Source organism: Sanyastnella coralliicola (genome assembly GCF_030845195.1).
In the GTDB taxonomy this organism is placed as follows: domain Bacteria; phylum Bacteroidota; class Bacteroidia; order Flavobacteriales_D; family Sanyastnellaceae; genus Sanyastnella; species Sanyastnella coralliicola.
Genome location: NZ_CP132543.1, coordinates 1,450,627 through 1,475,029, shown reverse-complemented (window position 1 = coordinate 1,475,029; position 24,403 = coordinate 1,450,627). Strand labels below are relative to the sequence as shown.

At 46.3% G+C, this 24,403-nt stretch carries 19 protein-coding genes and 1 riboswitch; of the genes, 10 read left to right on the top strand and 9 right to left on the bottom strand.

The genetic code is table 11. The features are described from left to right. Window position 1: 1 nt before the first annotated feature. The 3 genes from RA156_RS06155 to dacB form a co-directional block, all read right to left on the bottom strand. On the bottom strand, window positions 2-1,057 hold the full coding sequence (locus RA156_RS06155) for a YncE family protein (protein WP_306643684.1): 1,056 nt from the start codon (window positions 1,055-1,057) through the stop codon (window positions 2-4). Next, window positions 1,054-2,952 carry a porin family protein gene (locus RA156_RS06150; RefSeq protein WP_306643683.1) on the bottom strand — a complete coding sequence of 633 codons (1,899 nt, stop codon included), beginning with the start codon at window positions 2,950-2,952 and terminating at the stop codon, window positions 1,054-1,056. Before RA156_RS06150 ends, RA156_RS06155 begins: the two co-directional genes overlap by 4 nt. Window positions 2,953-2,981: 29 nt before the next feature. After that, window positions 2,982-3,178: riboswitch (cobalamin riboswitch) on the bottom strand. 11 nt (window positions 3,179-3,189) lie between these two features. Beyond that, complete coding sequence (dacB, locus tag RA156_RS06145; protein WP_306643682.1) at window positions 3,190-4,596, bottom strand: D-alanyl-D-alanine carboxypeptidase/D-alanyl-D-alanine endopeptidase; 1,407 nt, start codon at window positions 4,594-4,596, stop codon at window positions 3,190-3,192. Here dacB and RA156_RS06140 point away from each other — a divergent pair. Further along, complete coding sequence (locus RA156_RS06140) at window positions 4,595-5,017, top strand: hypothetical protein (protein WP_306643681.1); 423 nt, start codon at window positions 4,595-4,597, stop codon at window positions 5,015-5,017. The genes dacB and RA156_RS06140 overlap by 2 nt on opposite strands. A 92-nt stretch (window positions 5,018-5,109) precedes the next feature. Here RA156_RS06140 and RA156_RS06135 read toward each other — a convergent pair whose 3' ends face one another. Continuing rightward, a complete protein-coding gene (locus RA156_RS06135; protein ID WP_434064826.1) occupies window positions 5,110-6,078 on the bottom strand; it encodes a sodium-dependent bicarbonate transport family permease in 969 nt (322 codons plus the stop codon). Window positions 6,079-6,086: 8 nt separating this feature from the next. Further along, the gene (locus tag RA156_RS06130) at window positions 6,087-6,401 is read right to left on the bottom strand and encodes a hypothetical protein (protein WP_306643679.1); all 315 of its coding nucleotides are present in this window, start codon (window positions 6,399-6,401) and stop codon (window positions 6,087-6,089) included. Window positions 6,402-6,445: 44 nt separating this feature from the next. Between RA156_RS06130 and RA156_RS06125 the strand changes: the two genes are divergently transcribed. Next, window positions 6,446-7,357: a LysR family transcriptional regulator gene (locus RA156_RS06125; RefSeq protein WP_306643678.1), complete on the top strand. Its 912-nt coding sequence runs from the start codon at window positions 6,446-6,448 to the stop codon at window positions 7,355-7,357. 50 nt (window positions 7,358-7,407) lie between these two features. On the opposite strand, the gene RA156_RS06120 is transcribed toward RA156_RS06125, so the two are convergent. The 4 genes from RA156_RS06120 to RA156_RS06105 form a co-directional block, all read right to left on the bottom strand. Further along, window positions 7,408-10,146 carry a T9SS type A sorting domain-containing protein gene (locus tag RA156_RS06120; protein WP_306643677.1) on the bottom strand — a complete coding sequence of 913 codons (2,739 nt, stop codon included), beginning with the start codon at window positions 10,144-10,146 and terminating at the stop codon, window positions 7,408-7,410. A 67-nt stretch (window positions 10,147-10,213) separates the two neighbouring features. After that, window positions 10,214-12,145 carry a multiheme c-type cytochrome gene (locus RA156_RS06115; RefSeq protein WP_306643676.1) on the bottom strand — a complete coding sequence of 644 codons (1,932 nt, stop codon included), beginning with the start codon at window positions 12,143-12,145 and terminating at the stop codon, window positions 10,214-10,216. Between the two features lie 83 nt (window positions 12,146-12,228). Then, a complete protein-coding gene (locus tag RA156_RS06110; RefSeq protein ID WP_306643675.1) occupies window positions 12,229-12,951 on the bottom strand; it encodes a ferritin-like domain-containing protein in 723 nt (240 codons plus the stop codon). Between the two features lie 358 nt (window positions 12,952-13,309). After that, window positions 13,310-14,155 carry a hypothetical protein gene (locus RA156_RS06105; protein WP_306643674.1) on the bottom strand — a complete coding sequence of 282 codons (846 nt, stop codon included), beginning with the start codon at window positions 14,153-14,155 and terminating at the stop codon, window positions 13,310-13,312. 216 nt (window positions 14,156-14,371) lie between these two features. Between RA156_RS06105 and RA156_RS06100 the strand changes: the two genes are divergently transcribed. The 8 genes from RA156_RS06100 (at window position 14,372) to ccoG (ending at window position 24,403) form a co-directional block, all read left to right on the top strand. Next, window positions 14,372-15,415: an MBL fold metallo-hydrolase gene (locus RA156_RS06100; protein ID WP_306643673.1), complete on the top strand. Its 1,044-nt coding sequence runs from the start codon at window positions 14,372-14,374 to the stop codon at window positions 15,413-15,415. Between the two features lie 74 nt (window positions 15,416-15,489). Further along, on the top strand, window positions 15,490-16,830 hold the full coding sequence (hemN, locus tag RA156_RS06095) for an oxygen-independent coproporphyrinogen III oxidase (protein ID WP_306643672.1): 1,341 nt from the start codon (window positions 15,490-15,492) through the stop codon (window positions 16,828-16,830). Between the two features lies 1 nt (window position 16,831). Next, window positions 16,832-19,183, top strand: coding sequence for a heavy metal translocating P-type ATPase (locus RA156_RS06090; RefSeq protein ID WP_306643671.1), 2,352 nt, complete (start codon window positions 16,832-16,834; stop codon window positions 19,181-19,183). Window positions 19,184-19,282: 99 nt separating this feature from the next. After that, window positions 19,283-19,459, top strand: a complete 177-nt coding sequence (gene ccoS, locus RA156_RS06085; RefSeq protein ID WP_306643670.1) for a cbb3-type cytochrome oxidase assembly protein CcoS — start codon at window positions 19,283-19,285, stop codon at window positions 19,457-19,459. Continuing rightward, complete coding sequence (gene ccoN / locus RA156_RS06080; RefSeq protein ID WP_306643669.1) at window positions 19,449-21,602, top strand: cytochrome-c oxidase, cbb3-type subunit I; 2,154 nt, start codon at window positions 19,449-19,451, stop codon at window positions 21,600-21,602. Before ccoS ends, ccoN begins: the two co-directional genes overlap by 11 nt. 6 nt (window positions 21,603-21,608) lie before the next feature. Further along, window positions 21,609-21,803: a CcoQ/FixQ family Cbb3-type cytochrome c oxidase assembly chaperone gene (locus tag RA156_RS06075; protein WP_306643668.1), complete on the top strand. Its 195-nt coding sequence runs from the start codon at window positions 21,609-21,611 to the stop codon at window positions 21,801-21,803. A gap of 1 nt (window position 21,804) precedes the next feature. Continuing rightward, window positions 21,805-22,992, top strand: coding sequence for a cbb3-type cytochrome c oxidase N-terminal domain-containing protein (locus tag RA156_RS06070; RefSeq protein ID WP_306643667.1), 1,188 nt, complete (start codon window positions 21,805-21,807; stop codon window positions 22,990-22,992). Between the two features lie 7 nt (window positions 22,993-22,999). After that, the gene (gene ccoG / locus RA156_RS06065; protein ID WP_306643666.1) at window positions 23,000-24,403 is read left to right on the top strand and encodes a cytochrome c oxidase accessory protein CcoG; all 1,404 of its coding nucleotides are present in this window, start codon (window positions 23,000-23,002) and stop codon (window positions 24,401-24,403) included.

The following is a 24,403-nucleotide window of genomic DNA, read 5'->3' as shown; positions in this document are numbered from 1 at the left end:
ATTAGTTTCTAAAGGCGAAAGAACGCGTCGCAATACCTACATCGTAGGTCTCTAGCTGCGTTCCGTCAGCCGAGTATACAAACACTTGGTCATTTCCTGTGTAATCAGGAGCTGATCCAAGGTACACTTCTCCGGTGGTTGGATGAACACCTATTCCGAAAAAGCTCCCTGTTGTCAGGTCGGCTTCGAACTCACCAGTCACGATTGACAAGACAACGATTTCGTCATTTTCAATGTACAGCTTGTTCGCAGCGCCGTTGATATCCATGAATTCAGGGTGTTCACCAATTTCACCGATGTTCAACACTCCTGTTTGCACAAACTGTGTACCATCAATGCGGTGCAGGGTAGCCTGAGTTTCGTTTACGATGTTCCAGTTCTCATCGTATTCGATGTCTCCCTTACAAAGCACCCAAACGTTGTTTTGGTAATCTACCTCTAAAGCTACTGGGCGATCTCCTACTTCTACAGTAGCCACCACTTGATCAGTCAATGGATCAACAACGCTCACAGAGTTATCGAAGCCCCATCCACCGCTATTCGCAACGAAAACGTGTGTTCCGTTGTAAGCGATTTGTTCAGGACCGTCTCCTACAGTAACAGAACCAGTAATTGCACGTGTCGTTGGATTGAAAATCAACAATTCTCCAGCTCCTGAACCATTTGAAATGTATCCTTTGCTGTCATTTAACACCATCACATCACGCGGGTAATCACAACCAGTGATACTCCCTTGAAATGAGAAGTCAGAAGCGCGTACCACCTCAACTTTTTGGCTGTTATTCATTACTGCATATCCAAAGCCATTGTAAATACGGAACTGCTGCATTACGTCACCTGGGCCCACATTGTTAGCGCCTTCAAATACGTTGTTCGCCACGCGAGCATCGTCATAGATAAAGTGAACTGATGAGTTTACTAGACCGAAGGTTCCTTCACAGCCTACAACCATTCCCGAAGTAACGGCCGGTGTTTGCTCCTCTTCTGGAGTTTCGTCTTTCTTACAGCTTGAGAATGTTAGTCCTGCGACAAACGCAAGTAGCAATAGCTTTTTCATTTTGATTGGTGTTTGATGTTCCAGCTCACCGCCAAAGATACTACCCTTCCAGGTGAAGGTGTTCTGCTGACGCGGTAATCCATGGTATTTCCTAGGTTTCTGATGTAAAAATTCAAGGTGACTGGCCTTGATGTTGGCCCGATAGCAATGCCCGCGAAAACGTCGGCAGTGAAGACGGCATCTTGCTCTCCTTGAGTCGCATTCAACGCCTCGTACTCCCACTCATTCGCGGTGTAGCGAAGGTTCGCTCCGACGTTCAATCTGCGCCAGTTACCTTGCAAGATGTAGCTCAATCTAAGTGCGGGATAAAATGCCTCAAGTGCTTCATCTTCGTTGGAATCCTGATGAATATTTGCGCGAATCCTTGATGAAAGCTTCATATCTCCAAAGCTCACAGAGTGATTGATGGCTCCAATCAATCCGAAGGTTTGGATACTATCAACGTTTTGTGCACCCCAGAATTGATCTCCTGGCACCCAAAGAATCACTGACTCCATGGTAGTGTAATATCCATTCAGCATCAACTCCAACGCTTGCTTATCGTTTTTAAAGCGCCAGTCAGTACTGAGGTTATAAGACCATCCTTGTTCAGGATTCAGGTTAGGATTCCCTCCGGAGATCCAATGCAATTCATTCAAGTCGGCATACCGGAACACTCGTTGCAGAGATCCAGAGAATGTCCATTGATCCTTCCTATATCCTACCCTTGCATCTCCGTTCACCGCGAGATTCTCATTGACCAAATCAAATCGAATATCTCCCTCAGCGAACCAACTATTGCTTTCCACTGCACCGAAGAGTCGTGCACCATAAAGCAGTTGGCTCGCTTCTTCATCCGGGTAATTCACACCTGTGGCTAATTGATCATCGACTGTCAGGCTAGCGCCGAACCGGCCTTTACCCCACTTTCTTTGAGCTAGTAATGACAAATAGTTTCGCCTGTTATCAATCTCTGAAATGATCGACTGCGTGTCATCAACAAATGATTCGAACCGCTGGAAATCATTGAAGAGCCCCATCCTCAAGGTCACTTCCCTATCTCCTTTTGCATAAGTAACGTTGGCCGTGAATCTTAGGCTCGAATCTCGTTGGGCTCCGGTTTGGTGGTTCAATGCTCCGAAGTTTGAAGGAATCGCCAAACGTGACTGTTGCGCCCACATGGCCACATGCGCTCCCCATAAACCGTTGGTCGAACCAAACTCAAATCGCTGCTTAAAAGCTTTTTGATGGAAGTTGTTGAAACCTTGTTCTTGGCTAATGGCTGATTCCCCTGGTGCAATTGGCTGGAATGGGTCAACATATTCGAACTCATTTCGCGCGTCAAATACACTGAGCGTGGTAATTCCTTTGAAGTTTGAATTGATTCGGTATCCTGATCTCGCTAGCGCGGAAGCGTTGAAGGTGTCATCTATGTATGTACTGATGACTGTAGCGTTCTCCCAATAATCTCTGAGACGAATAGCTCCGGCAGCCCCTCCTGACAAACCAGCGGAATTGAATTGATCCGACTGAAACGTAATGTTGCTGAAAAGCGCGGAGGGAACCAAGGAAATATCTGTGCTCCCTAATGACGGTGTATTCAACGGAATACCGTTCCAGGTAACTAGCGTATGATCACTTGATAATCCTTTGTTGAGTGCAGAAATCAAGGTTCCGCTGGCGCCATAGGTTCTTACACCTGACAAACCATTCATCTCCAATATTTGTCCGAGCGATAGAGACGGAAGGTACTTAGCAAATACCGAATCAGTGGTAACTTCAAATCCTGGTGAATACAATTCACGATCTGGCTCGACTTCCACCTCCGGCAAAATGAAGGAGATTTCCAACGAATCAGGCTGTGCATACACCACGGTGCAGCAAAGGGTTGCTATGATTAATGCGAAATGCTTCATACTTCTTGAATGCTTGCACCGAGCATTGTTGAAGGTTAAAGCTACAGGCAGGTCTTCTGACTCGTTCTCTTGTTGTGCCTTCCCACTCAAAGAGCAGTGGCTTAGATGACAACAAGGGGTTTTTAGAACTTACAGCTGCGGGCACAGTTCCGGATTCTCACCGGATTCCCTTTTAATTCGTCGCCTTCTTTGTGAAGTGACAAAACCAAATAGCTTCGCAAAGGTAGCAATTCGGTCTTAGGGTTGAGTGATTGCCTTTAAAAAGCCTTCAAGTACTTGTCTAGATTGGCTTGCAGTACAATTGAAGTTGTTCAGTACAATAGAGAATGACGCTTTTGTACCGTCTGTCAATGTAATTCTTCCTGTAAAGCTCCGCACGCGCTCTATGTATCCAGACTTGACAAGCAGCTTGCTACGTCCGGCATACGGACGCAAACTCTTTTGGAAGGCATCTTCCGATTTTTTACTGACATACCCTGCTGTTCTGGCCAGCTGACGCGTGGTAATGAAGTTGGTTCTGCTGAGACCACTTCCATCTTCAATTTGAAGTCCGGTAACATCTATTCCGAAGTCTTTCCAATAACTCTCAATTACCTCTGCTCCCACTTTGAAGCTTCCAACTCCTCGTTCCTTCATTCCTAGGTGTTTCACCAAAGCTGCTGCGTAGAGGTTGATGCTCTTGCGATTCGTCAAATAAACTATTTCCGAAAGTTTTGGTGAGAAGCTTGTGTGAATGACTTGTTCGTTCTCGAATGTTTCTAGACTCCGAAGCACATTGACTCCTTCTGAGATTCGAATTCCTTTCAGCTCACACTTATTCTTGAATTCATTAGCAAGCACTGCAGCAGGATCAGGAATGGCCCCCTTGATCTCGAAGCTCTTTCTGTTCTTCGGAATAGTCCCTCGAATCACCCGCTGTTTGTCGTAAGGTTGTCCGTAGATGTAAGCGTTATCTCCTCGTTGATCTGAAGACTCTACGTAATTCAAGAACTCTACGCCTGGCAAACTTGGTTCAACCTTAACAAGCGTCGTGAGTTCTCCTGCCATTTCTGGACTAGATAAGAACAGCTTGCACGTATTGTCGTAGAGGTTAATACCATAAACCCCAGTGGCGTAGTAGTTCCCCCCATCTTCAATAGAAGTTGAACCTACAACAGGAGTACCTTCGAAGTATAAGTCGTCGACAACAAGAGAGCCTTCGATCGCACGGATTCCGGCATTTCTGATAGCTAGAAGCCAATCTTGCATGAAGTCAGACTGTTTGAAGTTTGGAGAACCCAAGGTTGGATCACCATAACCTCTGATGATCAGATTTCCATTAAGTGTGCCATCAGGAGAAAGAACTCCTGAAGTAATCAACTCTGTCTTAAACTGATGCTCTGGTCCGAGGATGTTGAGCGCCGCGTGTGTGGTAACGACCTTCATCGAAGAAGCCGGACTCACAACCAAATCAGCATTATGTTCCATGATGGCCTCCCCTGTCTTTTGGTTCAGGAAACACGCTGATACCCAAGCTCCGTCCAGACGTTGGTCATCTAAGAGCTTTTCAAATTCACTGACAAGATTTCCTTGAGCAACAAGGTTTGCAATGTTTAGCATGAATATTGCGCTAAGCAGAAGTGATTGCTTTAACTTCGAAGTCATGATCGGAAGATTCATCATTGTTGTCTTAATCTGCGCCTCCAATTTCGGATATGCGCAGGACTTATCTATTGTAGATAAGCGCAAACGTGATGCCATCGACAAAAATATTACCCTGACCCCTGATCAATCAGCGGCAATCGACAGCGTTTTCCAGCACTACGCTGCTGAATTTAATCTATTGGACCTTCGAACAGATGAAGTCGAGTCTGACACACTTCTTACTGAAGATCAGGTGCTAGTCAGAATCCAAATGATAGGTCAAGAAAAGAAAGATCTCCGCGAACTCCGTGAATTAGATATTCGAGCTCAGCTCAATAAAGAACAACTCGTCATCTACGACGAAAAGATTCAGCCAGCGAAGCCGCAGGTGCTTCATTTTGGTATTCACAATCGGGCTGATTGTGGTGTTTGTAAGCAGTAGGCCGTAGGCGGTAGACGGTGGACAGTGGACAGTGGACAGTGGACAGAAACTAATCCGTCAACCGTCCACCGTCCACTGTCCACCGCCTACCGTCAACCAAATCCTAGAATAATTGAAAAGTAGAATGGGATCCCGATGATTACGTTGATCGGGAAGGTTATACCTAAGGCCATAGGCAAATAAAGGCCTGGGTTGGCATCTGGAACGGCGTTCTTCATTGCGGCTGGAACGGCAATGTATGAGGCGCTTGCTCCGAGAATGGCGAATAAGAGTTGGTTTCCTGGCGAGTCAGTAATCTGCATACTGATAAAGAGTGCCATTAGTCCGTTGAAGAAAGGCATGATTGATGAGAACAAGAATGGGTAGACTCCTTTCTTCAACATATCCGAGAGGTGTCTTCCACTGGTGATTCCCATGTCTAGCAAGAATACAGCAAGGAAGCCTTTGAAGATATCCGTAGTAAATGGTTTAATGCCTTCTGCTTGTTCCGCGCTAGCGAGAAAACCAATCACCAAACTACCTAGGATGATCATGACACTACCATTGGTAACGGAGTGCTTGATGATACCTCCAAGAGAAGCCTTTTCACAATTTTCATTGCGTTTAAAGTAGTTGATCAACAGCACACCAATGATGATAGCCGGAGCCTCCATCAATGCCATAACTGCGATCATATGTCCGCTAAAAACTTGACTTTCAAAGTCTAGAAAAGAAGTAGCCGTCACAAATGTGACGGCACTTACTGAACCATAGGAAGCTGCAATCGCCCCTGCGTTAGCCGGACTCATTTTCCTCTTCAGGATGAAGAAGGAGACTAAGGGTACGATTGAAGCTAGAAATACTCCCAAGAGCATACTCAATACAATTTCCGCGTTGAGTGAGGCGTGCGAAAGTTCTTGACCACCTTTAAAACCAATAGAGAGAAGGAGGTAGATAGAGATGAACTTGGAAGAGTTTTCTGGGATCCGCAGATCACTTTTGAGCTGCACAGCGATGATTCCCAGAAGGAAAAAGAGTAAGGCGGGATTCGTAAGGTTATCCGCCATTGCATGTAGATCCATTCCGAAGCTTAGGAGATGCGAATGACCATTTTGCGTTCGAAAGAAACGTCCTTACCGTTCTTTTCTAGCTCTAGGATAAAGCGGTGAACCGCTGGGCCTGATAATCCTGTAATTTCTACGGTGTTGTCATCCGTCCAAATGCACTCTGCAGTGTCGTATTCGCACTTCTTCTGCATTACTTCTTCGAAGATACGCTTCGCTAGAGCCTTGTCTTCGGTTGCCGCGTTCGCGCTTGATGCAAGCTGATGCTTCGCTGGGCTGTTGAGTGTGATCGTCATACGATTATGCGTTTTGTTTCCGCAAAGTTCAAGAACAAAATCCATTGATTTTTATTTAATCTTATTATACAATGGATATACAATCGTAAATGAACTACACCTTACACCAGCTCAGAATCTTCCTCAAGATTGTCGAACATCGAAGTATAACGCGGGCTTCAGAAGATTTGCATTTAACACAACCCGCGGTATCAATTCAGCTCAAAAGGCTTCAAGATCAGTTCGAAATTCCCTTAACTGAGGTCATTGGAAGGCAACTTTACATCACCGATTTCGGACAAGAGATTGCTGAAGTGAGTAAAAAAATCTTGAAAGAAGCCGATGGAATTAAGGCAACGGTCAATTCATATAAAGGCATCTTAACAGGAGAAATCAAGATCTCGATTGTTTCTACCGGCAAGTACGTTATCCCCTATTTCCTTCAAGGATTCATGAAGAAGTATCCAGGAGTTGAGATATCGATTGATGTTTCGAACAAGAACCAAGTGATCGAGAACTTGAATAATAACAGAAGCGACTTCTACCTTGTATCGGTTCTGCCAGAAGACACTCCCGTTGAGGCCGTAGAATTAATGGAGAACCGGCTAATCATGGTAGGTTCTTCGAAGTATGCTGACATGAAACTCACGAAGAGTAAGTTAAATGATCTCACCTTGATCTACCGCGAAGAAGGTTCCGCAACTCGAAACGCCATGGAAGACTATTTGGCGAAGAAGAAGATTTCCCCAAGTAAATCCATGGAGTTGGTTTCGAATGAAGCGGTAAAACAGGCTGTAAATGCTGGTATTGGGTTCTCCATCATGCCGCTAATCGGACTACGCAACGAGCTCAGCTTAAAAAGCATGCATGTATTCCCTATGCAAGGCCTTCCGATTATCACCACTTGGAACTTAATCTACAACAAGAGCAAGCGCCTCACTCCTGCTGATGAAGCACTCATTAGCTATCTCGAAGAGAACAAAGAAGCGATCACCAAGGAGTACTTTAGCTGGTCAAACTAAAAAAGCCCCGGAGAAATCTCCGAGGCTTCTACTATATCGATGGTTTCGAACTAGCGCTCGATTACCAATTTCTCTGTCATACGCTCACCGTTGATCTCGATTGAGAACTGGTATACACCAGCCGCCAATTCTGAAAGATCAATTGAGTTGTTCACTGCGCGAGCACCTGTATTCCATTGTGCTGAGAATACCTGCTTACCAGTGATGTCAAGAATCTGCACATTCACAGGAGCCACTTCTTTTAGCTCCATGTTTACGTTCAATACTCCGTTCGTTGGGTTCGGGAACATGTTGAATGAGCTCAAAGCCTCCACATCGTTCACGCTTACTACAGAAGCAATAACTTCAACGCGGTCAGAAGGACACATTACTGATGCCTTCTCTACTTGCCAGTCATAGAAGTAGTAGTAGTAGCTACCTCCGTAGAATGAATCTGTGATAGAACCAACTGTACCGATTGCGTAAGGGTAATTTACACCTCCACTGTTACGGAATAGGTTGTTTTCAGGACAACGTAGTGAGTACTGGTTACCGATTTCTACATCGAAGTTTAGATCGATTACCTGCTCTCCTACTGTTAGGTCAAATGTTGCTTCTTGCAACATCGCACCGTTTCCGTCGAACAGTTGAACAGTACGTACACCAGCTCCTGCTTCTTCTGGAACGTATACACGCACGCTGTTGATTGTGAATGCTTCAAAGGCATCGAAGTAGCTGTAAGCTCCAGTTGATGGTAGACCACCGCCACCAGAGTTATCTTCTTTACCACCTTCTTCTTCTCCACCACCGTAGATAACGTTGGCTTCAACCCAGTAACTTACTTGATCATTCACAAACTCAGTTGTAAAGCTTGGACCTTCACCTACAGGCTCTGTTGCGTCTTCAGAAGCGTACCATAGTAGGTTATCTCCTGTTGCACTCAACATAGCAACGTTTGGTTCTGGAAGTGTTACATCCTCTGCAACTGGCATATCTGCTCCATCAAGGATCGTGATTTCAATTGCTTCAGAAGTCAACTCTACGTTTTCACATAGTCCGTCGATCGTCACGAAGTACTCACCTGACTCGGTTACAACGATTGTCTGATCTGTCGCTCCGTTGCTCCACTCGTAACCGCTACCAATGCTTGCAGTGAGGTAAACTTCTGTTCCTTCACAAACAACATCGTCTCCGTCAAGTGAAATTGAAGGAACTTCTTCTGTAATCACTTCAACCGTAACTGTATTTGAGATAGAAGCACATTCGTCTTCCCAGATCACTACGCTGTAGTTTCCTGACTCTCCAACTTCGATAGACTGCGTATCTGCACCAGTTGACCAAGTGTAGCTTGAACCTGCGTCAGCCACAAGCTCTACTGTTTCACCTGGACAGATTGTCAAGATACCGTTCACAGTGATCTCGTTTGGATCAGTGATACACTCTGCTTCTACTAGCGTGTTGTTCGAGTTGATGTCGATGTTGTCAAGGCTAGTGATGACACCGCTCGGCCACTTGATCACCACTTCATCAATTTCAGTTGCGGTACCAAGTCCGAAGTGTGCTGTCAACGTTCCCATTGGAGAGAATGACTCACCAGAACGTACCTCGCGGATTTGGATTCCCCAATCACCGTAGATCTCAATGCGTGCACCGATAGCAGACTTATTAGATACGATTCCTTCAAGGTTGAACTTCACCCAGTTGTTATCGTTTCCGTCGTTGATCCACATGTTGTTTCCATTCTGTACATCAAGGAAACCATCGTTGTTCAAGTCGGCGATACCACCGCTATCGAATCCTAGGTCTTGTGCTGAGAACGTACCATCACCGTTGTTTAGGTAAAGCTCAGTTCCCATTTCAGAGAAGATGTCAACGAATCCATTGTTATCGAAGTCAGCTGCATCACAGTTCCAAGCTCCTAGATCGTTTGCGTTGATTCCAGTTGTACCGATGATGTCAGTGAAAGTACCGTCACCGTTGTTCTCCATGAAGCGGTTAGCCCATGAGTGGTTTACCGTGAAAGCATCAAAGTCACCGTCGTTATCGAAATCTTCGAATACTGTTGTCCAGCTTTGATCGCCGTCGTTCATGTTTGCTTCCTCACCTACTTCAGAGAATGTTCCATCTCCGTTGTTACGGTAAAGAAGGTTGATACGCTGTGGATCACCTACAGCTGCACCACCACGACACTTTGTGATGTAAAGGTCACAATCCCAATCGTTGTCGTAGTCAACCCAGATCGCTGCGTAGTTACCTCCTACGTCAAGCGTCTCGATCAATGACTGATCAAGGATCAAGTTACCATTACCATCGTTGCGGTATGGGTGTGACTGATCCACATCGTGACAAACGAAGGCATCGAGGTTACCATCGTTATCGATATCAGAGAATGTAGAACGCTGAGAGAAGATGTACTCTGGGTGAGCATCTTCTGTGTAAGCTGTTCCGTCATCATTAGCGTAACAGAAAGAAACGCGAGATCCGTTTCCGAATAAAAGGTCAGTGTGACCGTTCTCATCGATGTCTGCGGCAGCAATACTCCAAGTTGGAGGGTTTTGAATCGTCATTGGGAAGTACTCTCCAACGAAGGTTCCGTCTTCTTGCTGGTAATCGATGTAAATACCGTTGTAGGTTACTCGAACGACATCGTCGAGTTTGTCACCGTTCATATCCACGGCGCAATCTTCTACACTAAAGTCAGCTGTTGATTGTAGCAATGAGTTCATGTTCGTAAAGCTCACCTGAGCTGTCGCGAACGACCCGATTGCCATCATCAGCGCTACCATTGCAGGTTTGTAAAATCGCTTCATAAGGCGTGATTTTGATGTTAATTGGCGTGCTATTTCCAGGATAGCACAAGGTTCTCTTTTATCTGAATTATGGAATGTACACTTTATCAATGAATTGGCCATCGCTGGTTTCGATGATCGTCACATAAACACCTGACGACAATTGCAATTCCAACGACGAATTCAATAATAGTTGCTTCTCTTGATGCACGAGTCTACCTCCTAAGGTGTAAAGCGTTAGCGTTCCACCGTTAGGTGCCGAATAAGTCAACTGACCATACGAATTGACAAAAACCGAAGGAGCCTCTATTATCTCTTCATCAACGCTTACATACGTGCTGATGAACGATGATTCTTCAATCAAAACAGGCGTTTTATCGGCGGCCTCATACATCGATTCAAAATGATTGATTAGCGGATCGTCCCAAGCGAACAGCTCTTCAGTCCACTTTGGAGGAATACTCTGGTAGTACACCTTCACCTCCACACGAATTGCCAATTCAGGGTTTGCCGACATGTCAACTTGGTAATGAATATTGTCACCCCCAGTTCCTTGGAAACCTAATTCGTCTTGGTTGAAATCTAGATCTGTGAGTGCGTCTCCAACTACTAAAGTCGTATCGTAAACCTCATGCTCAGTGGTAAAGCCCAGAGGCACCAAACGGTTGTCTTTCAAATAGTCATCTGCGCGTTCAAGAACCGTAGTAGGATCTCCGTTTACATCTGCCATGACCATTTCATAGATCTGAACCTGGTCTTCATTGGTAATGAGATCATAATGTGGTTCGAAGTTCTCGTCTTCATCTAGAAGGTAGAAGTCTTCATCCCACTCCCCTGACTGCCAAATCACCGTATTTGCTAAGTCATCGTAAACCGTAGTCTGTACAAACAATCTACGCGCAGGGTAACCACTTGGGAATTTATGTCCGGCACGATTTTCAAGCTCTACATCAAATGCAATCATTTGCTCGTCACGCGAAACTTCAAACAGCTCCATGTCCAATGACTGTTGCTGGAGCATCTCTAAGGTCGCAGCAATCGTTGCATCGTAATCAGCTTCAGTAGCAGAGATATCAAGCGTATCTCTATTGTCTTTCATGATTTCGAGCATCAACTTGTTGGCTCCGGCAAACTCATGCTCAGCAAAAGGCGCACGTGGCGGCGTATCATAGCCTGCAGCGAGAATAATTGGTTGCTTGTTTCCAAGGCTTGGCATGTGACAGCTCTGGCAAGTGACATTCAAATCATCTTCACCATAGCTACTATTGAGCCATTCATGATACGTTGCTTGCTCAACGAAGGTCTCACCGGTTGAGTTGCCATCTAGGTCAACTGTTCCAGTGACCAGCGTATGGCAGCTAGCACAAATGCCAGCGTCTTTGATATGCTCGCTATACACCGGCTCATAACCGCTATTCAACGCCATTGGGCTCACCAAAGGAGATTCAAAGGGACCATAAGCGACCTGCTCATCTGCAAAATGCAGGTTGCCGCTGTTTTCGTTTCCTAAGTTTTCTGTGGTCTGCTGATGACATGCCACACAGGATACACCGTCCATTCCGGCAGTGTCTGTAAGAAGGTGTTCAAAGGTGTAAGATTCAACACCGGTGTATTCCATGGCATGACGACCGAGAGGTGCGTGACACTTGGTACAGAAGTTCCCAATGTCTTCAGCGTGACCTGGATTGGTCATCATTTCTTGGCGCATCTTCGCCTGCCAGTAAGGATCTTTAGCTGAATTGGCCATCATGCTCGAGCGCCATGAATCAACCACATTCACATCCTCACCAAAGGGCGTGACACTCGCTATTCCATCCGGATCACTCCCATGGCAATTCACACAAGCTCCAGAAGTAGCAAACAAACCATTGAACGAATCAGGTAAGCTATCACTCAGTTCTTGGAACTGCTTTAATTCACCAGAGTTATGGTATTGTGGTTTTTCGCTAGCGCGGAATGACGCCAGGAATAATGCGATGGCGGCCAGAACCATCAAGACAGCAGGTTTCAATCTTCTCATAATCGTCAGCAGGTAGTCGAAAATAAGGAGATTCAAACGAAGTTCCGAATGGATCACATGTCAACCTTGGAATTCAGGATTGATCAACCCATAGCCACAGTACGCTCACCCATCGATTGCCCTACAAGGCGAACAAACAACGACACACATTCCCTCAAGAATCTCAGGAAGCTATACCCTCCTTTCTTCAGGATGCTTCGGTGGTGTAACCACACAATCATGATTGTGCCCAGCATAAGTACTGCTTGAAGCACATTGGCGATTTCACGTCTGAGCATGGTTTGCTCTTTCCCGATGACCTCAATGGTCTCGGCTTGAAACTGCAGGTGTTTATGTTCATCACGCAGTATCTGCTTGCAAATCGCCTTCAACCGTCGTGAATTGGTGCAGTCATGTAATGCTGCATAGTACGGCACCGCAATAATCTCAGCTACACCTAGGATGCGGATTGAATTCTCCAGCCCTAGGTACTTTCTAAGAAATCGAAAGGTGTCATCCACCCAATGATCCGAGATGCGTTCGATGCCCTCAGCTTTCATGAATTCGCCCAACACAATCGCGTGTCGTTGCTCTTCACGGATAAACACCTTGATCGCTTCTACATAATCTGTCCGCCCCCACTGTTTGGCGAACTTCAGCAGGTTCTTCCCTTCGCTGTATTCACCACGTTGGAATTGTTGGATCGAATGCGTGATCAAATCGAGTTCAGCCATCGACAATTCGGGAGAGCAATCGGCAGGGACAGAGTCCATCGAGTTCTTATTGAACTCGAACCACTTACGCCATTCGTTGAAGGTCATACTCATATTTCTTTTTAGAACGAAGAAAGTATTCCCAACATTATGCCAGACAGCGTTCTGAGTAAGCGGAGTTAGAATTTGGTTGAATGCATGGGTTTTTCGGTTTTGTGAACCTGGGGTTGGTCTAGAGACGAGAGACGAGAGTCGAGGGTCGAAGGTCGAGGGTCGAGGGTCTAGAAACGATAATCGATAGACTATAATCGATAACTAAGAACCAGCTACCAAGAACTAAAAACCAGGAACTAAAAACCAGGAACCAAGAACCAATCACCGCGTTCCGCGTTCCGCATTCCACATTCAACCGCGTTCTGCGTTCCGCGTTCCGCATTCCACCGTCCACCGTCCACCGTCTACCGTCCACCCTCTACCAGTACGTCACCTCTATTCGCACGGGGGTCGAAACCTCCTTGCTATATCCATCATAGATCGTGTAACTCACAGGAATTCCTTGTTCATACTGAAACTCGAGTTGATTGAAGACAGAGTGATCCTCATCTCTTCTTGTGACACTTAGCGGGGCTCCCTTACTGTTAAACTTGACCTGGATTTCCCAGTCAGCTTCTCGATAGATGTATGACTTGATTCGTCCCTTTCGATTTGTTTCAATCTCGATCTTGACATTGTCTTTGTAGATGAAGTCAATAAACACTTCCGATCTCTTCCGGCTTGTTACGGTAGTTTCAGTTCGAGAATCGGGAAACCACTTTCCCATTTTCAAATCCTCTGGGTAATCCCATTTGGGAGCGGAGGTGCCAAAAATCGCCACGAATTTCGCTTCCTTCCTTCTTCGCTCTTTTGGGGTAGTATATGTATCCACGGAATAGTGCTTTCCCCCCTCCTTCCACTTGCGACTGGTTATAAAACAGGAATCTCCTTCTACATCAAGCAGTTCGCTACTCAAGCGGGTACAAATCAACGTATCGTCGTAGGTCTGTAGGATCAAGCTATCGTCAAGTAACACCTTACTTCCGTACCAATCTTTGATAACGCTGGTTTCTCCATTTGAATCGAAGACCAGCTGTTCTATCACGAATCGCTCTCCCTTCAACTCAACCGTAGACTCCAGCGATTGAATACCGCGATTTACCAAGTAATCTGAATTCATGAAGTAGTTAATCCCTTGAAAGAAATGACTTGCAATCAGCGTGTCTTGAGAATAAGAACATATCGAGAAGAGCAAGCCTAAGGCTAGGGTTAAGGCGAATTTCATGACATATCAACGAAAGAACGGACTTATTAGTCTAGAGACGAGAGTCTAGGGTCTAGGGTCGATAAACTATAATTGATAACTAAGAACCAGCTACCAAGAACCAATCACCGCGTTCTGCGTTCCGCGTTCCACATTCCACCGCAATCCGCGATCCGCGTTCCCCTTTCAGCGATTCGTGTTATTCTCTTGTGATTTCCTCAACGTACCTTCGTGGTGATGAAGAAATTTGGACAACAATTCGGTGGCAAAGTCACTAAGGAACTTAAAGAACGCTATGAGCAGTCTACCAACTGGAGCGAAGGAACCTTTGTGAATATTGAGAAGACAGGTGTTGAATTCACCATGCATGAACTGCCGAAGCTGTTGTACAAGCAATTCTTCGACAAGAAGCACCGTCAGCCGGCGAAGCCTATACCGGTGAAGGCATTTGAGGCCGCCTCATTTACGAGCAATGAGCCCCAATTCATCTGGTATGGGCATTCAGTAGTGTTGATGAGACTGTCAGGATTGAATATTCTCATTGATCCGATGCTCGGCGATAACGCCTCGCCCATCGCACCGTTTGCAACGAAGCGTTTCTCAGAGAATACCATTGACATTATCGATCAATTGCCTGAGATCGATATCGTCTTGATTTCACATGACCACTATGATCACTTGGATATGGATAGTATCCTGCGATTGAAAGGAAAGGTGAAGACTTGGTGGGTCGCACTCGGAGCGGCGCGTCACCTGCTTTCATGGGACATTCCAAGCAATGCCATTGTAGAGTTTGATTGGTGGGATGAACACCCCTTCCATGACCTCCGAATCACCTATACTCCTACACGCCATTCATCTGGAAGAGGCGTTCGAGATCAAGCGAAGTGTTTGTGGGGAGGTTGGTCGATCAAAAGCCAGCAATACCACGTGTGGTTTAGCGGTGACGGTGGTTACGGAAATCACTTTAAAGAAGTGGCCAAGCGTATCGGAGCTCCTGACCTAGCCTTTATGGAGTGTGGTCAATACAATAAGAACTGGCATCAAATTCACATGTATCCAGAAGAGAGCGTACAAGCTGCAATTGAAGTCGGCGTGAAGCACGCTGTAGCTGTGCACTGGGCTGGCTTTGCTTTGGCGCAGCACGACTGGAAGGATCCGATCGATCGTTTTACGGCTGAGGCTGATAAGTTGGGACTGAAATACAGCACGCCTGAAATCGGAGAATTGTTCACTTTGAACGACAACCCGAATAAGCGCTGGTGGGATGACTTGGATTGAATGTCACCTAAAATCCTGATCTAGGTCAGTTCTCTCGAGAGACCTTCCTCCGAACTTGCGCTCAATTGCGCATTATGAAGTTCGATTACACACTTGTACAAAAGTACAGCCAACGCGTTCCTCGCTATACCAGCTACCCTCCCGTTCCTGAATGGAATGGGCAGCCCACTGAATTTGATTGGTTCAAAAGCATCGAGGAAGATGCAGCGAACAGTCAAAATGGATTGGCTCTATACATGCACCTCCCGTTTTGTGAAAAGCTCTGCACTTACTGCGGTTGCAACAAACGTATTACGGTCAACCATCAGGTTGAAGCCCCATATATCAAAGACCTCATCAGTGAATGGAAACGCTACCGCCATGTGTTGCCGGATACGCCTTCAATTGCTGAGCTCCATCTAGGTGGCGGAACTCCCACTTTCTTTTCCGCATCCAATCTTGATCGCCTCATTTCGGCGATTCTGAATAACACGAGCGCCCTACCTGACACCGGTTGGTCAATTGAAGTTCATCCGAGTTTCACGACCAAAGAGCAGCTCGTGACGCTCTATAATCTTGGGTTCAGACGAATTAGTCTTGGGGTGCAATCATTAGACCCGAAAGTTCAGTTCCTGATCAATCGCATTCAGCCATTTGAAGAGGTTCAGAAGATCACCGAAATGGCCCGTGAAATCGGCTATGAATCAGTGAACTTCGATATCCTTTACGGACTACCTCATCAAACTGAAGATCTCGTCAAAAAAGACATTGAAGAGGTCTTGAAGCTTCGTCCTGACAGAGTTGCTTTCTACGGTTATGCCCATGTGCCGTGGGTTGCTAAAGGCCAGCGGAGGTATTCAGAGCTTGATCTTCCTTCTCCTGCTGTTCGTTTCGCTAGCGCGGAAATGGGCAGAATACAATTCGAAAATGCAGGATACCGATCCATCGGAATGGACCACTTTGCTCTTCCAGAAGACAATCTATCCATTGCCGCGGATCGCAAAGAACTGCACCGAAATTTCATGGGGTACACAGAGCAGCATGCTGACCTGATGATTGGATTAGGAGTGTCTTCTATTTCAGAATCGAGCCTCGGATTTGCTCAAAACGATAAGGTAGTCGAGAACTACCGCGAGAAGCTGTACCAAGGAGCATCACTCTTCGTCAACGGTCATCGCTTTTCGGAGCAAGACCGAATCGTTCGTAAGAAGATTCTTGACATCATGTGCCACATGGAAACACCGCTCGATTCCGCGCTAGCGAAAGGAACAGGAAACCTTTTGTCACAATTAGTGTCTGATGAAATCATCTCTATTGAAGGAAATCGGATCGTTGTGAACGAAAAAGCTCGCATGTTCTTGAGAAGTGTGTGCAGCTTATTCGACCCGAATATCTCTTTCGCCACATCAGAATTAAAGTACAGCTCAAACCTCTAGGATGACCAAGCAAGCGCCCGTACTCGAATGTGTGCACTGCGGAAAGGATGCACCATCACCTGTACTCAAGGGAAATGATGTTTACTGTTGCAACGGTTGTTTGCGCGTACATGAGCTGATTCACGGTATTGATGACGAGTGTACGATTCCTGAAGTAGACGAAAGCATTGATGCGACAAACTTCAGCTATCTCGACTTGGAGGATTATCGATCTCGATATCTGAAAATGAATGCCGACGGTACCTCCACCGCTGTTTTCTTCTTAGCTGATATCAACTGTGCTTCCTGCGTTCAGTTTCTAGAACAGCTGCATTTGAAACACGAAGGTATCCTGAGGAGCGAGGTCAATTACCCGCGAAAGGAACTAAGGGTGCTGTTTAAAGAAGATACACTGGCACCTAGCGCTTTGGCTACGTTGTTAGCCCGTGTTGGTTATCCGCCAGAGATTCGTCAAGAGAAAAAAGACGCCTCGAAGAAACGATCTAGAAAGTTGGTGACTCAAATCGGCGTTGCTGGATTCTGTTTCGGAAACATTATGCTGTTCAGTTTTCCAGAATACCTCGGAGGAGAAGCTGTGGAAGAGAAGTTCAAGCGGTGGTTCATGATCTTGAATTTCCTACTTGCCTTCCCAGTCATCTTGTACAGTGGCCGAGCGTATCTGGTCAGCGCTTGGACAGCCATTCGCAATCGCACAGTCAATATTGACGTGCCTGTGAGCATTGGTATGCTCGCCATCTTCTTCCGCTCAAGCATTGAGGTGTTGACTAATTCAGGGGCTGGATATTTCGACTCACTCGCCGGACTCGTCTTCTTTCTACTAATTGGTAAGTGGTATCAGGCAAGAACATACGGCGCACTCTCTTATGACCGAGACTATAAGAGCTACTTCCCTATTGCGGTGCAACGAAATACTGAGGATGAAGCATTCGTACCTATTAGTGATCTTGAAATCGGAGATGAGATCATCATTCACCACAAAGAGATTATTCCAGCTGATAGTATCCTACTCTCAGAACGCGCGCGCATTGACTACAGCTTTGTTACCGGTGAAAGTGAACCCATTATTGTCAATCAAGGTGAAGCCATTCAAGCTGGTGGACGACAAATGGGTGCTTCTATCACACTGGCAGTGAGCAAGGAAGTAGAGCAGTCAAAGCTCACCAGACTTTGGAATAGCGAGACCTTTCAAAAAGACCAGAAAAGCAGCATTGAAGATCCGGTGAATCGCATTTCAAAGCACTTTACTTGGATTGTATTGACCATTGCCATTGGAGCTTTCGCTTACTGGTATCCTATTAATGAATCTATTGCCTGGAATGCACTTACCGCAACCTTGATCGTTGCTTGTCCGTGTGCCCTTGCGCTCACCTTGCCTTTCACTTTGGGAAGTACCATGCGCCTTATGGGTAAAGCAGGTCTTTACTTGAAGAATACACGTGTGATAGAGCGCATGGGTAAACTCAAGCACTTGGTGTTCGATAAAACTGGCACCCTCACACGGGCTAACGACTATCAAATTGAGTGGCACGGTGATAACCTCTCAGACTATCAACGTTCACTAGTACTAACACTCGTCGATCAAAGTGCCCACCCTTTGAGCAGAGCATTGAGTAAGCAATTCAAAGATTCACGCCTCAGAGCTTCACTATTCATAGAGTATGAAGGCAAAGGCATCGAATGTCAGATTGACCAACACCATATTCAAGTGGGAAGCGCCTCTTGGTTAAAAGTACCAATGGCAGATCTTTCTGGCTCACAAGTCCATGTAATGATTGATGGAGAGCACCTCGGCTGTTTCTCTTTTGACAAGCCGATTCGTCAAGGACTCGAAACTGAGCTAAAGACTTTACGCACCTCGTTCAATATCCATCTATTGAGTGGTGACAACGCTTCTGAAGCTCCGAGATATTCGCCATTCTTCAACAAGGGTCAAATGCACTTCGAACAAACGCCTGAAGGAAAAATGGAGTTCGTTCAATCATTGCATAGTGATGAAGCCTATGTGGCCATGGTTGGTGACGGACTGAACGATGCCGGTGCCCTGAAAGCAGCAGACATGGGTATTGCTGTCGTCGACGACTTGTATGCCTTCTCTCCTGCATGCGATGCTATTCTTCACGCAGGTGCATTGAACCAGTTTCACAACTTCTTGGAGTACGCTCAAAAAGCAATGCGAACTGTCCGATGGAGCTTCGTTATTTCATTCGTCTACAACGCGATTGGAATCGCCTTTGCCATCCAAGGTTTACTCACTCCTCTTGTAGCTGCAATTCTAATGCCTGCAAGTAGTGTCACGGTGGTTCTTTTCACCGTTTTCAGCAGTCACCTACACTTCCGAAAGCTCCGTCAATAACAGGCTGTGACATTTTCCTGACAATTGTCAGAGTTGACCGTGACTGCCGTCACCTCCCTCCCTTTCATTCAGTCTGACCTTTGTTCAAAACTGATTTGAATGGAAGTCATTTTCATCTTGATAGGAGCTAGTCTCATACTTGCCGGAGGGTTTCTTGGAGCCTTCCTTTGGGCCATGCGCTCCGGACAATACGAAGACGATGTGACGCCTTCGATCCGCATTCTAAACGACAACACACCAAACCAATCTGCGAAAACAAATAATCATGAAGCTTGAGAAGTTTTCATACGATAACCAGATCGTAAAAATGTTCCTCTTCGCCACCATCCTATGGGGCGTTGTAGGTATGTTGGTCGGGGTAATTGCCGCTCTCCAAATCTTCATCCCAGAGATGAACTTCGGAACAAGCTGGCTTACTTTCGGCCGAATTCGTCCACTCCACACCAACGCGGTGATCTTCGCGTTCGTTGGGAACGGAATTTTTGCTGGAGTTTATTACTCTCTGCAGCGTCTCCTCAAAACACGAATGTGGAGCGATAAGCTCTCCAGAATCAACTTCTGGGGTTGGCAGCTGATCATTGTTTCTGCCGCACTGACGCTTCCCTTGGGTATCACCTCTGGAAAAGAGTACGCAGAACTAGAGTGGCCGATTGATATCGCCATCGCAGGTATCTGGGTAGTCTTCGGTTGGAACATGTTCGCTACCATTCTCAAGCGTCGCGAGCGTCACCTTTACGTAGCCATTTGGTTCTACATCGCCACTTTCGTGACGGTCGCCGTACTTCACATCTTCAACTCATTTGAAATGCCGGTTAACTTCTTGAAGAGTTACTCAGCATATGCAGGTGTTCAAGATGCCTTGGTACAATGGTGGTATGGTCACAATGCGGTAGCCTTCTTCCTTACAACTCCTTACCTGGGATTGATGTACTACTTCATCCCTAAGGCTTCAGGAAGACCGGTTTACTCTTACCGTTTGTCGATCATTCACTTCTGGGCCTTGATTTTCATTTACATCTGGGCAGGTCCTCACCACCTATTGTACACAGCGCTTCCAGACTGGGCACAATCACTTGGAACCGTATTCTCTTTGATGCTTATCGCTCCGTCTTGGGGTGGTATGTTGAACGGACTACTTACTCTTCGAGGTGCTTGGGATAAAGTACGTGATGAACCGATCTTGAAGTTCTTCGTGGTAGCCGTGACATGTTACGGTATGTCTACCCTTGAAGGTCCTCTTCTCTCATTGAAGAACGTAAACGCGATCTCACACTACACTGACTGGACCATCGCCCACGTGCACATTGGTGGATTGGGATGGAATGGATTCCTCACCTTCGGTATGGTGTACTTCTTGATTCCGAAGTTGTTCAACACGAAGCTTCACAGCAAGCGCCTTGCGAACGTTCACTTCTGGATTGGCACCCTCGGTATCCTATTCTACGCATTGCCGATGTACTGGGCTGGATTCACTCAAGCATTGATGTGGAAACAGTTCCGTCCGGAAGGAATGCTCCTCTACCCGAACTTCTTGGAAACAGTAATCCAGTTGAAGCCGATGTACGCGATGCGTGCATTTGGAGGAACGCTCTTCCTGATTGGTGCGCTCTTGATGGTGTACAACGTTGTGAAGACTGTGAAAGTTGGAAGCTTCGTTGCCAACGAAGATGCGGAAGCTCCTGCGCTTGAAGGCAAGTACAAAAGCCACGCAGGTGAGAACTGGCACCGTTGGATTGAGCGTCGTCCTGTACAGATGCTTGTCGGAAGTTTGGTGGTCATCCTCATCGGTGGTATCGTTGAAATCATCCCAACCATGTTGATCAGTGAGAATGTGCCGACCATTAATGCGGTGCAGCCATACACACCTCTTGAACTAGAAGGACGAGACATCTACATCCGTGAAGGTTGTAATAACTGTCACTCCCAGATGATCAGACCTTTCCGTGATGAGGTAGCTCGATACGGTGAGTATTCAAAGGCCGGTGAGTTCGTTTATGATCACCCATTCCTATGGGGTAGTAAGCGTACCGGACCAGACTTGCACCGTGTAGGTAATAAGTACCCTGATTCATGGCACTTCCACCACATGCTCGATCCGCGAACTATGTCTCCGGGATCATTGATGCCTCCTTACCCATGGCTCTTTGAAAACGAGCTAAGCATGGACGATACGGAGAAGAAGATCTCTGTGATGCGCACCTTGGGTGTGCCTTACGAAGAAGGCTACGAAACTCAAGCGGTAGCTGACCTCCAAGCACAAGCAAGAGGGATCCAAGCTAGTCTTGCTGAAGACGACCTAGAGATTAGTGAGAACATGGAAATCATCGCCTTGATTGCCTACCTCCAACGCCTAGGAACTGACATCAGCAATCCTGAGTTCACCGAATCTAACCAAGGCAGCGAAAGCGCCGCAAACTAAGAGATCATGCTGAAATTCATCAAACATCATATGACCACGATTGACGGCATCGAACTCTTTCCGTTGATCTCATTTCTGATCTTCTTCATCTTCTTCCTTGGGCTATTCGTTCACGTGTTCAAAATGAAGAAAGCACATGTAGAAGACATGTCAAACATGCCTTTAAGTGAAGAACCTGTTCAACCTCGTCAAAACCAATAACATGAAAGCAGCAACTAGCCTCATTACCACTGTCCTTCTTGGCGCCATGCCCGGTTTGGTTCTGGCTCAAGAAGCCGCTACCACTGTTGTGGAACAAGCTCCTCAAGGAACCCACTTCGGTTTAGGAGATGACATCTGGCTCGGGATCTTTATGACCACCGCAGCCTTCTTTACCATGATTATCCTGATGGTCAACTCTACCATCAAGAACTTGGCTGAAACTAAGAGTCTTTGGAAACCCTCTAAAGAAGTGACCTCAGCTATTCTTCTTCTATTGGTTTCTTCAACGGCGTTTGCTCAAGACGCTAGCGCGGAAGCGGAACCCCTCTTCAATATGTCTGACACGGCATTCTGGGGCTTTGCCACGGTGAATCTCTTCCTCATGTTCTTCGCATTGATCCAAGTGCGCATTCTACGAGGACTTACCAAGAAAATTGCAGGACTAGACAACGTCGCTGAACCAGCGTATGTACCAGAAGAAGAACGCACTCCTGCTTGGGAAGTGATTTGGAGAAAACTCAACGACCACCGTGAGATTAAGGATGAGAAAGACATCCTTCTCAACCACAACTACGACGGTATTCGAGAACTAGACAACAACCTTCCGCCTTGGTGGAAATGGGGGTTCTACGTTTCGATTGTCTTTGGAGTCTTCTACCTCATTCACTTCCACGTGACAAAGACAGGGGCTCTTCCCCAGGAAGAACTTGCCATTGCCATTGAAGAAGGCGAAGCTGAAGTAGAAGCTTACCTCGCTCGTATGGCAACCAACGTGGATGAAACGTCTGTGAGCTATGTCTTAGCCGATGACCGCATCGCTCAAGGAAAGGCAGTCTTTAACAAGAACTGTGTGACCTGTCACCGTGAAGACCTCGGAGGTAAGAACGGACCAAACCTAGCCGATGCATACTGGCTACACGGCGGTTCTATCAAGGATGTATTCAAGACCATTAAATACGGTATCCCAACAAAGGGTATGAAATCATGGAAGGCGGATTTGACGCCTGTTCAGATCCAGAACGTGGCTACCTATATCCTATCAATGCAAGGCACAAACCCTGCAGACGCGAAAGACCCTCAAGGTGATTTCGTAGACCCAGCAGTTCCTGAAGGTGAAGAAGTTGAAAAAGCGGAAACACCTGAAACGGAAGATCCAGATACAGAAGAATTGATCAGCGCGATCGAATAAGAAAACCATGACGGAGAATCCGGAGAATAGCTTCCGAGACGCCATCTCAACTGTCGACGAACAGGGTAAGCGGGTATGGTTATACCCAAAGAAACCTGGCGGACGATTCTTTGATGCCCGCAAATGGGTGAGCTACGGTTTGTTAGCCCTCCTCTTTGCTGCGCCATTCATTCGAATCGGAGGCAATCCCCTGCTTCTACTCGACGTCATGAATCGAAAATTTGTGATCCTGGGGCAAGTATTTTGGCCCCAGGACACACATCTTTTCCTATTAGCCATGATCACCTTGGTGGTTTTCATCATCGTGTTCACGGTTGTATATGGAAGGATCTTCTGCGGTTGGGTGTGCCCACAAACCATATTCATGGAGATGGTTTTCCGTCGGATTGAATATTGGATTGAAGGAGATGCCAGTCACCAGAAAAAGCTCAACAAAGGACCATGGACGAAGGAAAAGATCAGGAAGAAGGTGCTGAAGAACGTCATATTCTTCGCTATTAGCTTCCTGATCGCTAACACCTTTCTAGCGTACTTCATTGGCTCAGAGAAGTTGATTGAAATCATTACCGACGATCCTTCACAACACGTTGCTGGACTCTCAGGACTTCTCATTTTCACAGGTATCTTCTTCGGAGTATTCATGCGCCTTCGCGAACAGGTGTGCACAACCATTTGTCCTTACGGTCGCCTTCAAGGAGTGCTCTTAGATCGAGACTCTGTGGTCATCGCTTACGATCATGTACGAGGTGAGAACCGTTCGAAATTCCGTAAAAACGAAGATCGTTCGGCTGCTGGCAAAGGTGATTGCATCGATTGCAACGCTTGTGTAGCTGTTTGTCCTACCGGTATTGACATTCGTAACGGAACTCAATTGGAGTGCATTAACTGTACGGCTTGTATCGATGCCTGTGATCACATTATGGATAAGATCGGACTTGATCGTGGTCTTATCCGCTACGCTAGCGAAAACCAAATCACTGAGAACAAGACCTTCTCTCTCACAAAAAGAGCGAAGGCATACACCGTAGTGCTGGGGATTCTTATAGTGGTCATGACAGGTCTATTGATCTTACGCTCAGAAGTGGAGACAAGCGTATTGCGCACTCCTGGAATGCTTTACGAAAAAGAAGACAACGGCTACTTCACCAACCTTTACAACTTCACCATTGTCAATAAGACCAATTTTGACATGCCGGTCACTTTTAAATCACACACCCCTACCGCAACCATTGAAATGGTAGGAGCCAATCCACTCGTCGAACAACAAGGCATGGCAGAAGGTGTCTTCTTCATCCGCATTCACGGTGACAATTTGGACGGAACGAAGAACAAGGTCGAAGTGGGTATTTATGACGGTGAACGACTCATCGAAACCGTCAAAACAAACTTCATCGGACCATTTAAACAGTAG

Coding starts and splice junctions, on each gene's coding strand:
- RA156_RS06155 (WP_306643684.1), bottom strand. CDS start 1,057: ATGAAAAAGCTATTGCTACTTGCGTTTGTCGCAGGACTAACATTCTCA.
- RA156_RS06150 (WP_306643683.1), bottom strand. CDS start 2,952: ATGAAGCATTTCGCATTAATCATAGCAACCCTTTGCTGCACCGTGGTG.
- RA156_RS06140 (WP_306643681.1), top strand. CDS start 4,595: ATGATCGGAAGATTCATCATTGTTGTCTTAATCTGCGCCTCCAATTTC.
- dacB (WP_306643682.1), bottom strand. CDS start 4,596: ATGACTTCGAAGTTAAAGCAATCACTTCTGCTTAGCGCAATATTCATG.
- RA156_RS06135 (WP_434064826.1), bottom strand. CDS start 6,078: ATGGATCTACATGCAATGGCGGATAACCTTACGAATCCCGCCTTACTC.
- RA156_RS06130 (WP_306643679.1), bottom strand. CDS start 6,401: ATGGATTTTGTTCTTGAACTTTGCGGAAACAAAACGCATAATCGTATG.
- RA156_RS06125 (WP_306643678.1), top strand. CDS start 6,446: ATGAACTACACCTTACACCAGCTCAGAATCTTCCTCAAGATTGTCGAA.
- RA156_RS06120 (WP_306643677.1), bottom strand. CDS start 10,146: ATGAAGCGATTTTACAAACCTGCAATGGTAGCGCTGATGATGGCAATC.
- RA156_RS06115 (WP_306643676.1), bottom strand. CDS start 12,145: ATGAGAAGATTGAAACCTGCTGTCTTGATGGTTCTGGCCGCCATCGCA.
- RA156_RS06110 (WP_306643675.1), bottom strand. CDS start 12,951: ATGAGTATGACCTTCAACGAATGGCGTAAGTGGTTCGAGTTCAATAAG.
- RA156_RS06105 (WP_306643674.1), bottom strand. CDS start 14,155: ATGAAATTCGCCTTAACCCTAGCCTTAGGCTTGCTCTTCTCGATATGT.
- RA156_RS06100 (WP_306643673.1), top strand. CDS start 14,372: ATGAAGAAATTTGGACAACAATTCGGTGGCAAAGTCACTAAGGAACTT.
- hemN (WP_306643672.1), top strand. CDS start 15,490: ATGAAGTTCGATTACACACTTGTACAAAAGTACAGCCAACGCGTTCCT.
- RA156_RS06090 (WP_306643671.1), top strand. CDS start 16,832: ATGACCAAGCAAGCGCCCGTACTCGAATGTGTGCACTGCGGAAAGGAT.
- ccoS (WP_306643670.1), top strand. CDS start 19,283: ATGGAAGTCATTTTCATCTTGATAGGAGCTAGTCTCATACTTGCCGGA.
- ccoN (WP_306643669.1), top strand. CDS start 19,449: ATGAAGCTTGAGAAGTTTTCATACGATAACCAGATCGTAAAAATGTTC.
- RA156_RS06075 (WP_306643668.1), top strand. CDS start 21,609: ATGCTGAAATTCATCAAACATCATATGACCACGATTGACGGCATCGAA.
- RA156_RS06070 (WP_306643667.1), top strand. CDS start 21,805: ATGAAAGCAGCAACTAGCCTCATTACCACTGTCCTTCTTGGCGCCATG.
- ccoG (WP_306643666.1), top strand. CDS start 23,000: ATGACGGAGAATCCGGAGAATAGCTTCCGAGACGCCATCTCAACTGTC.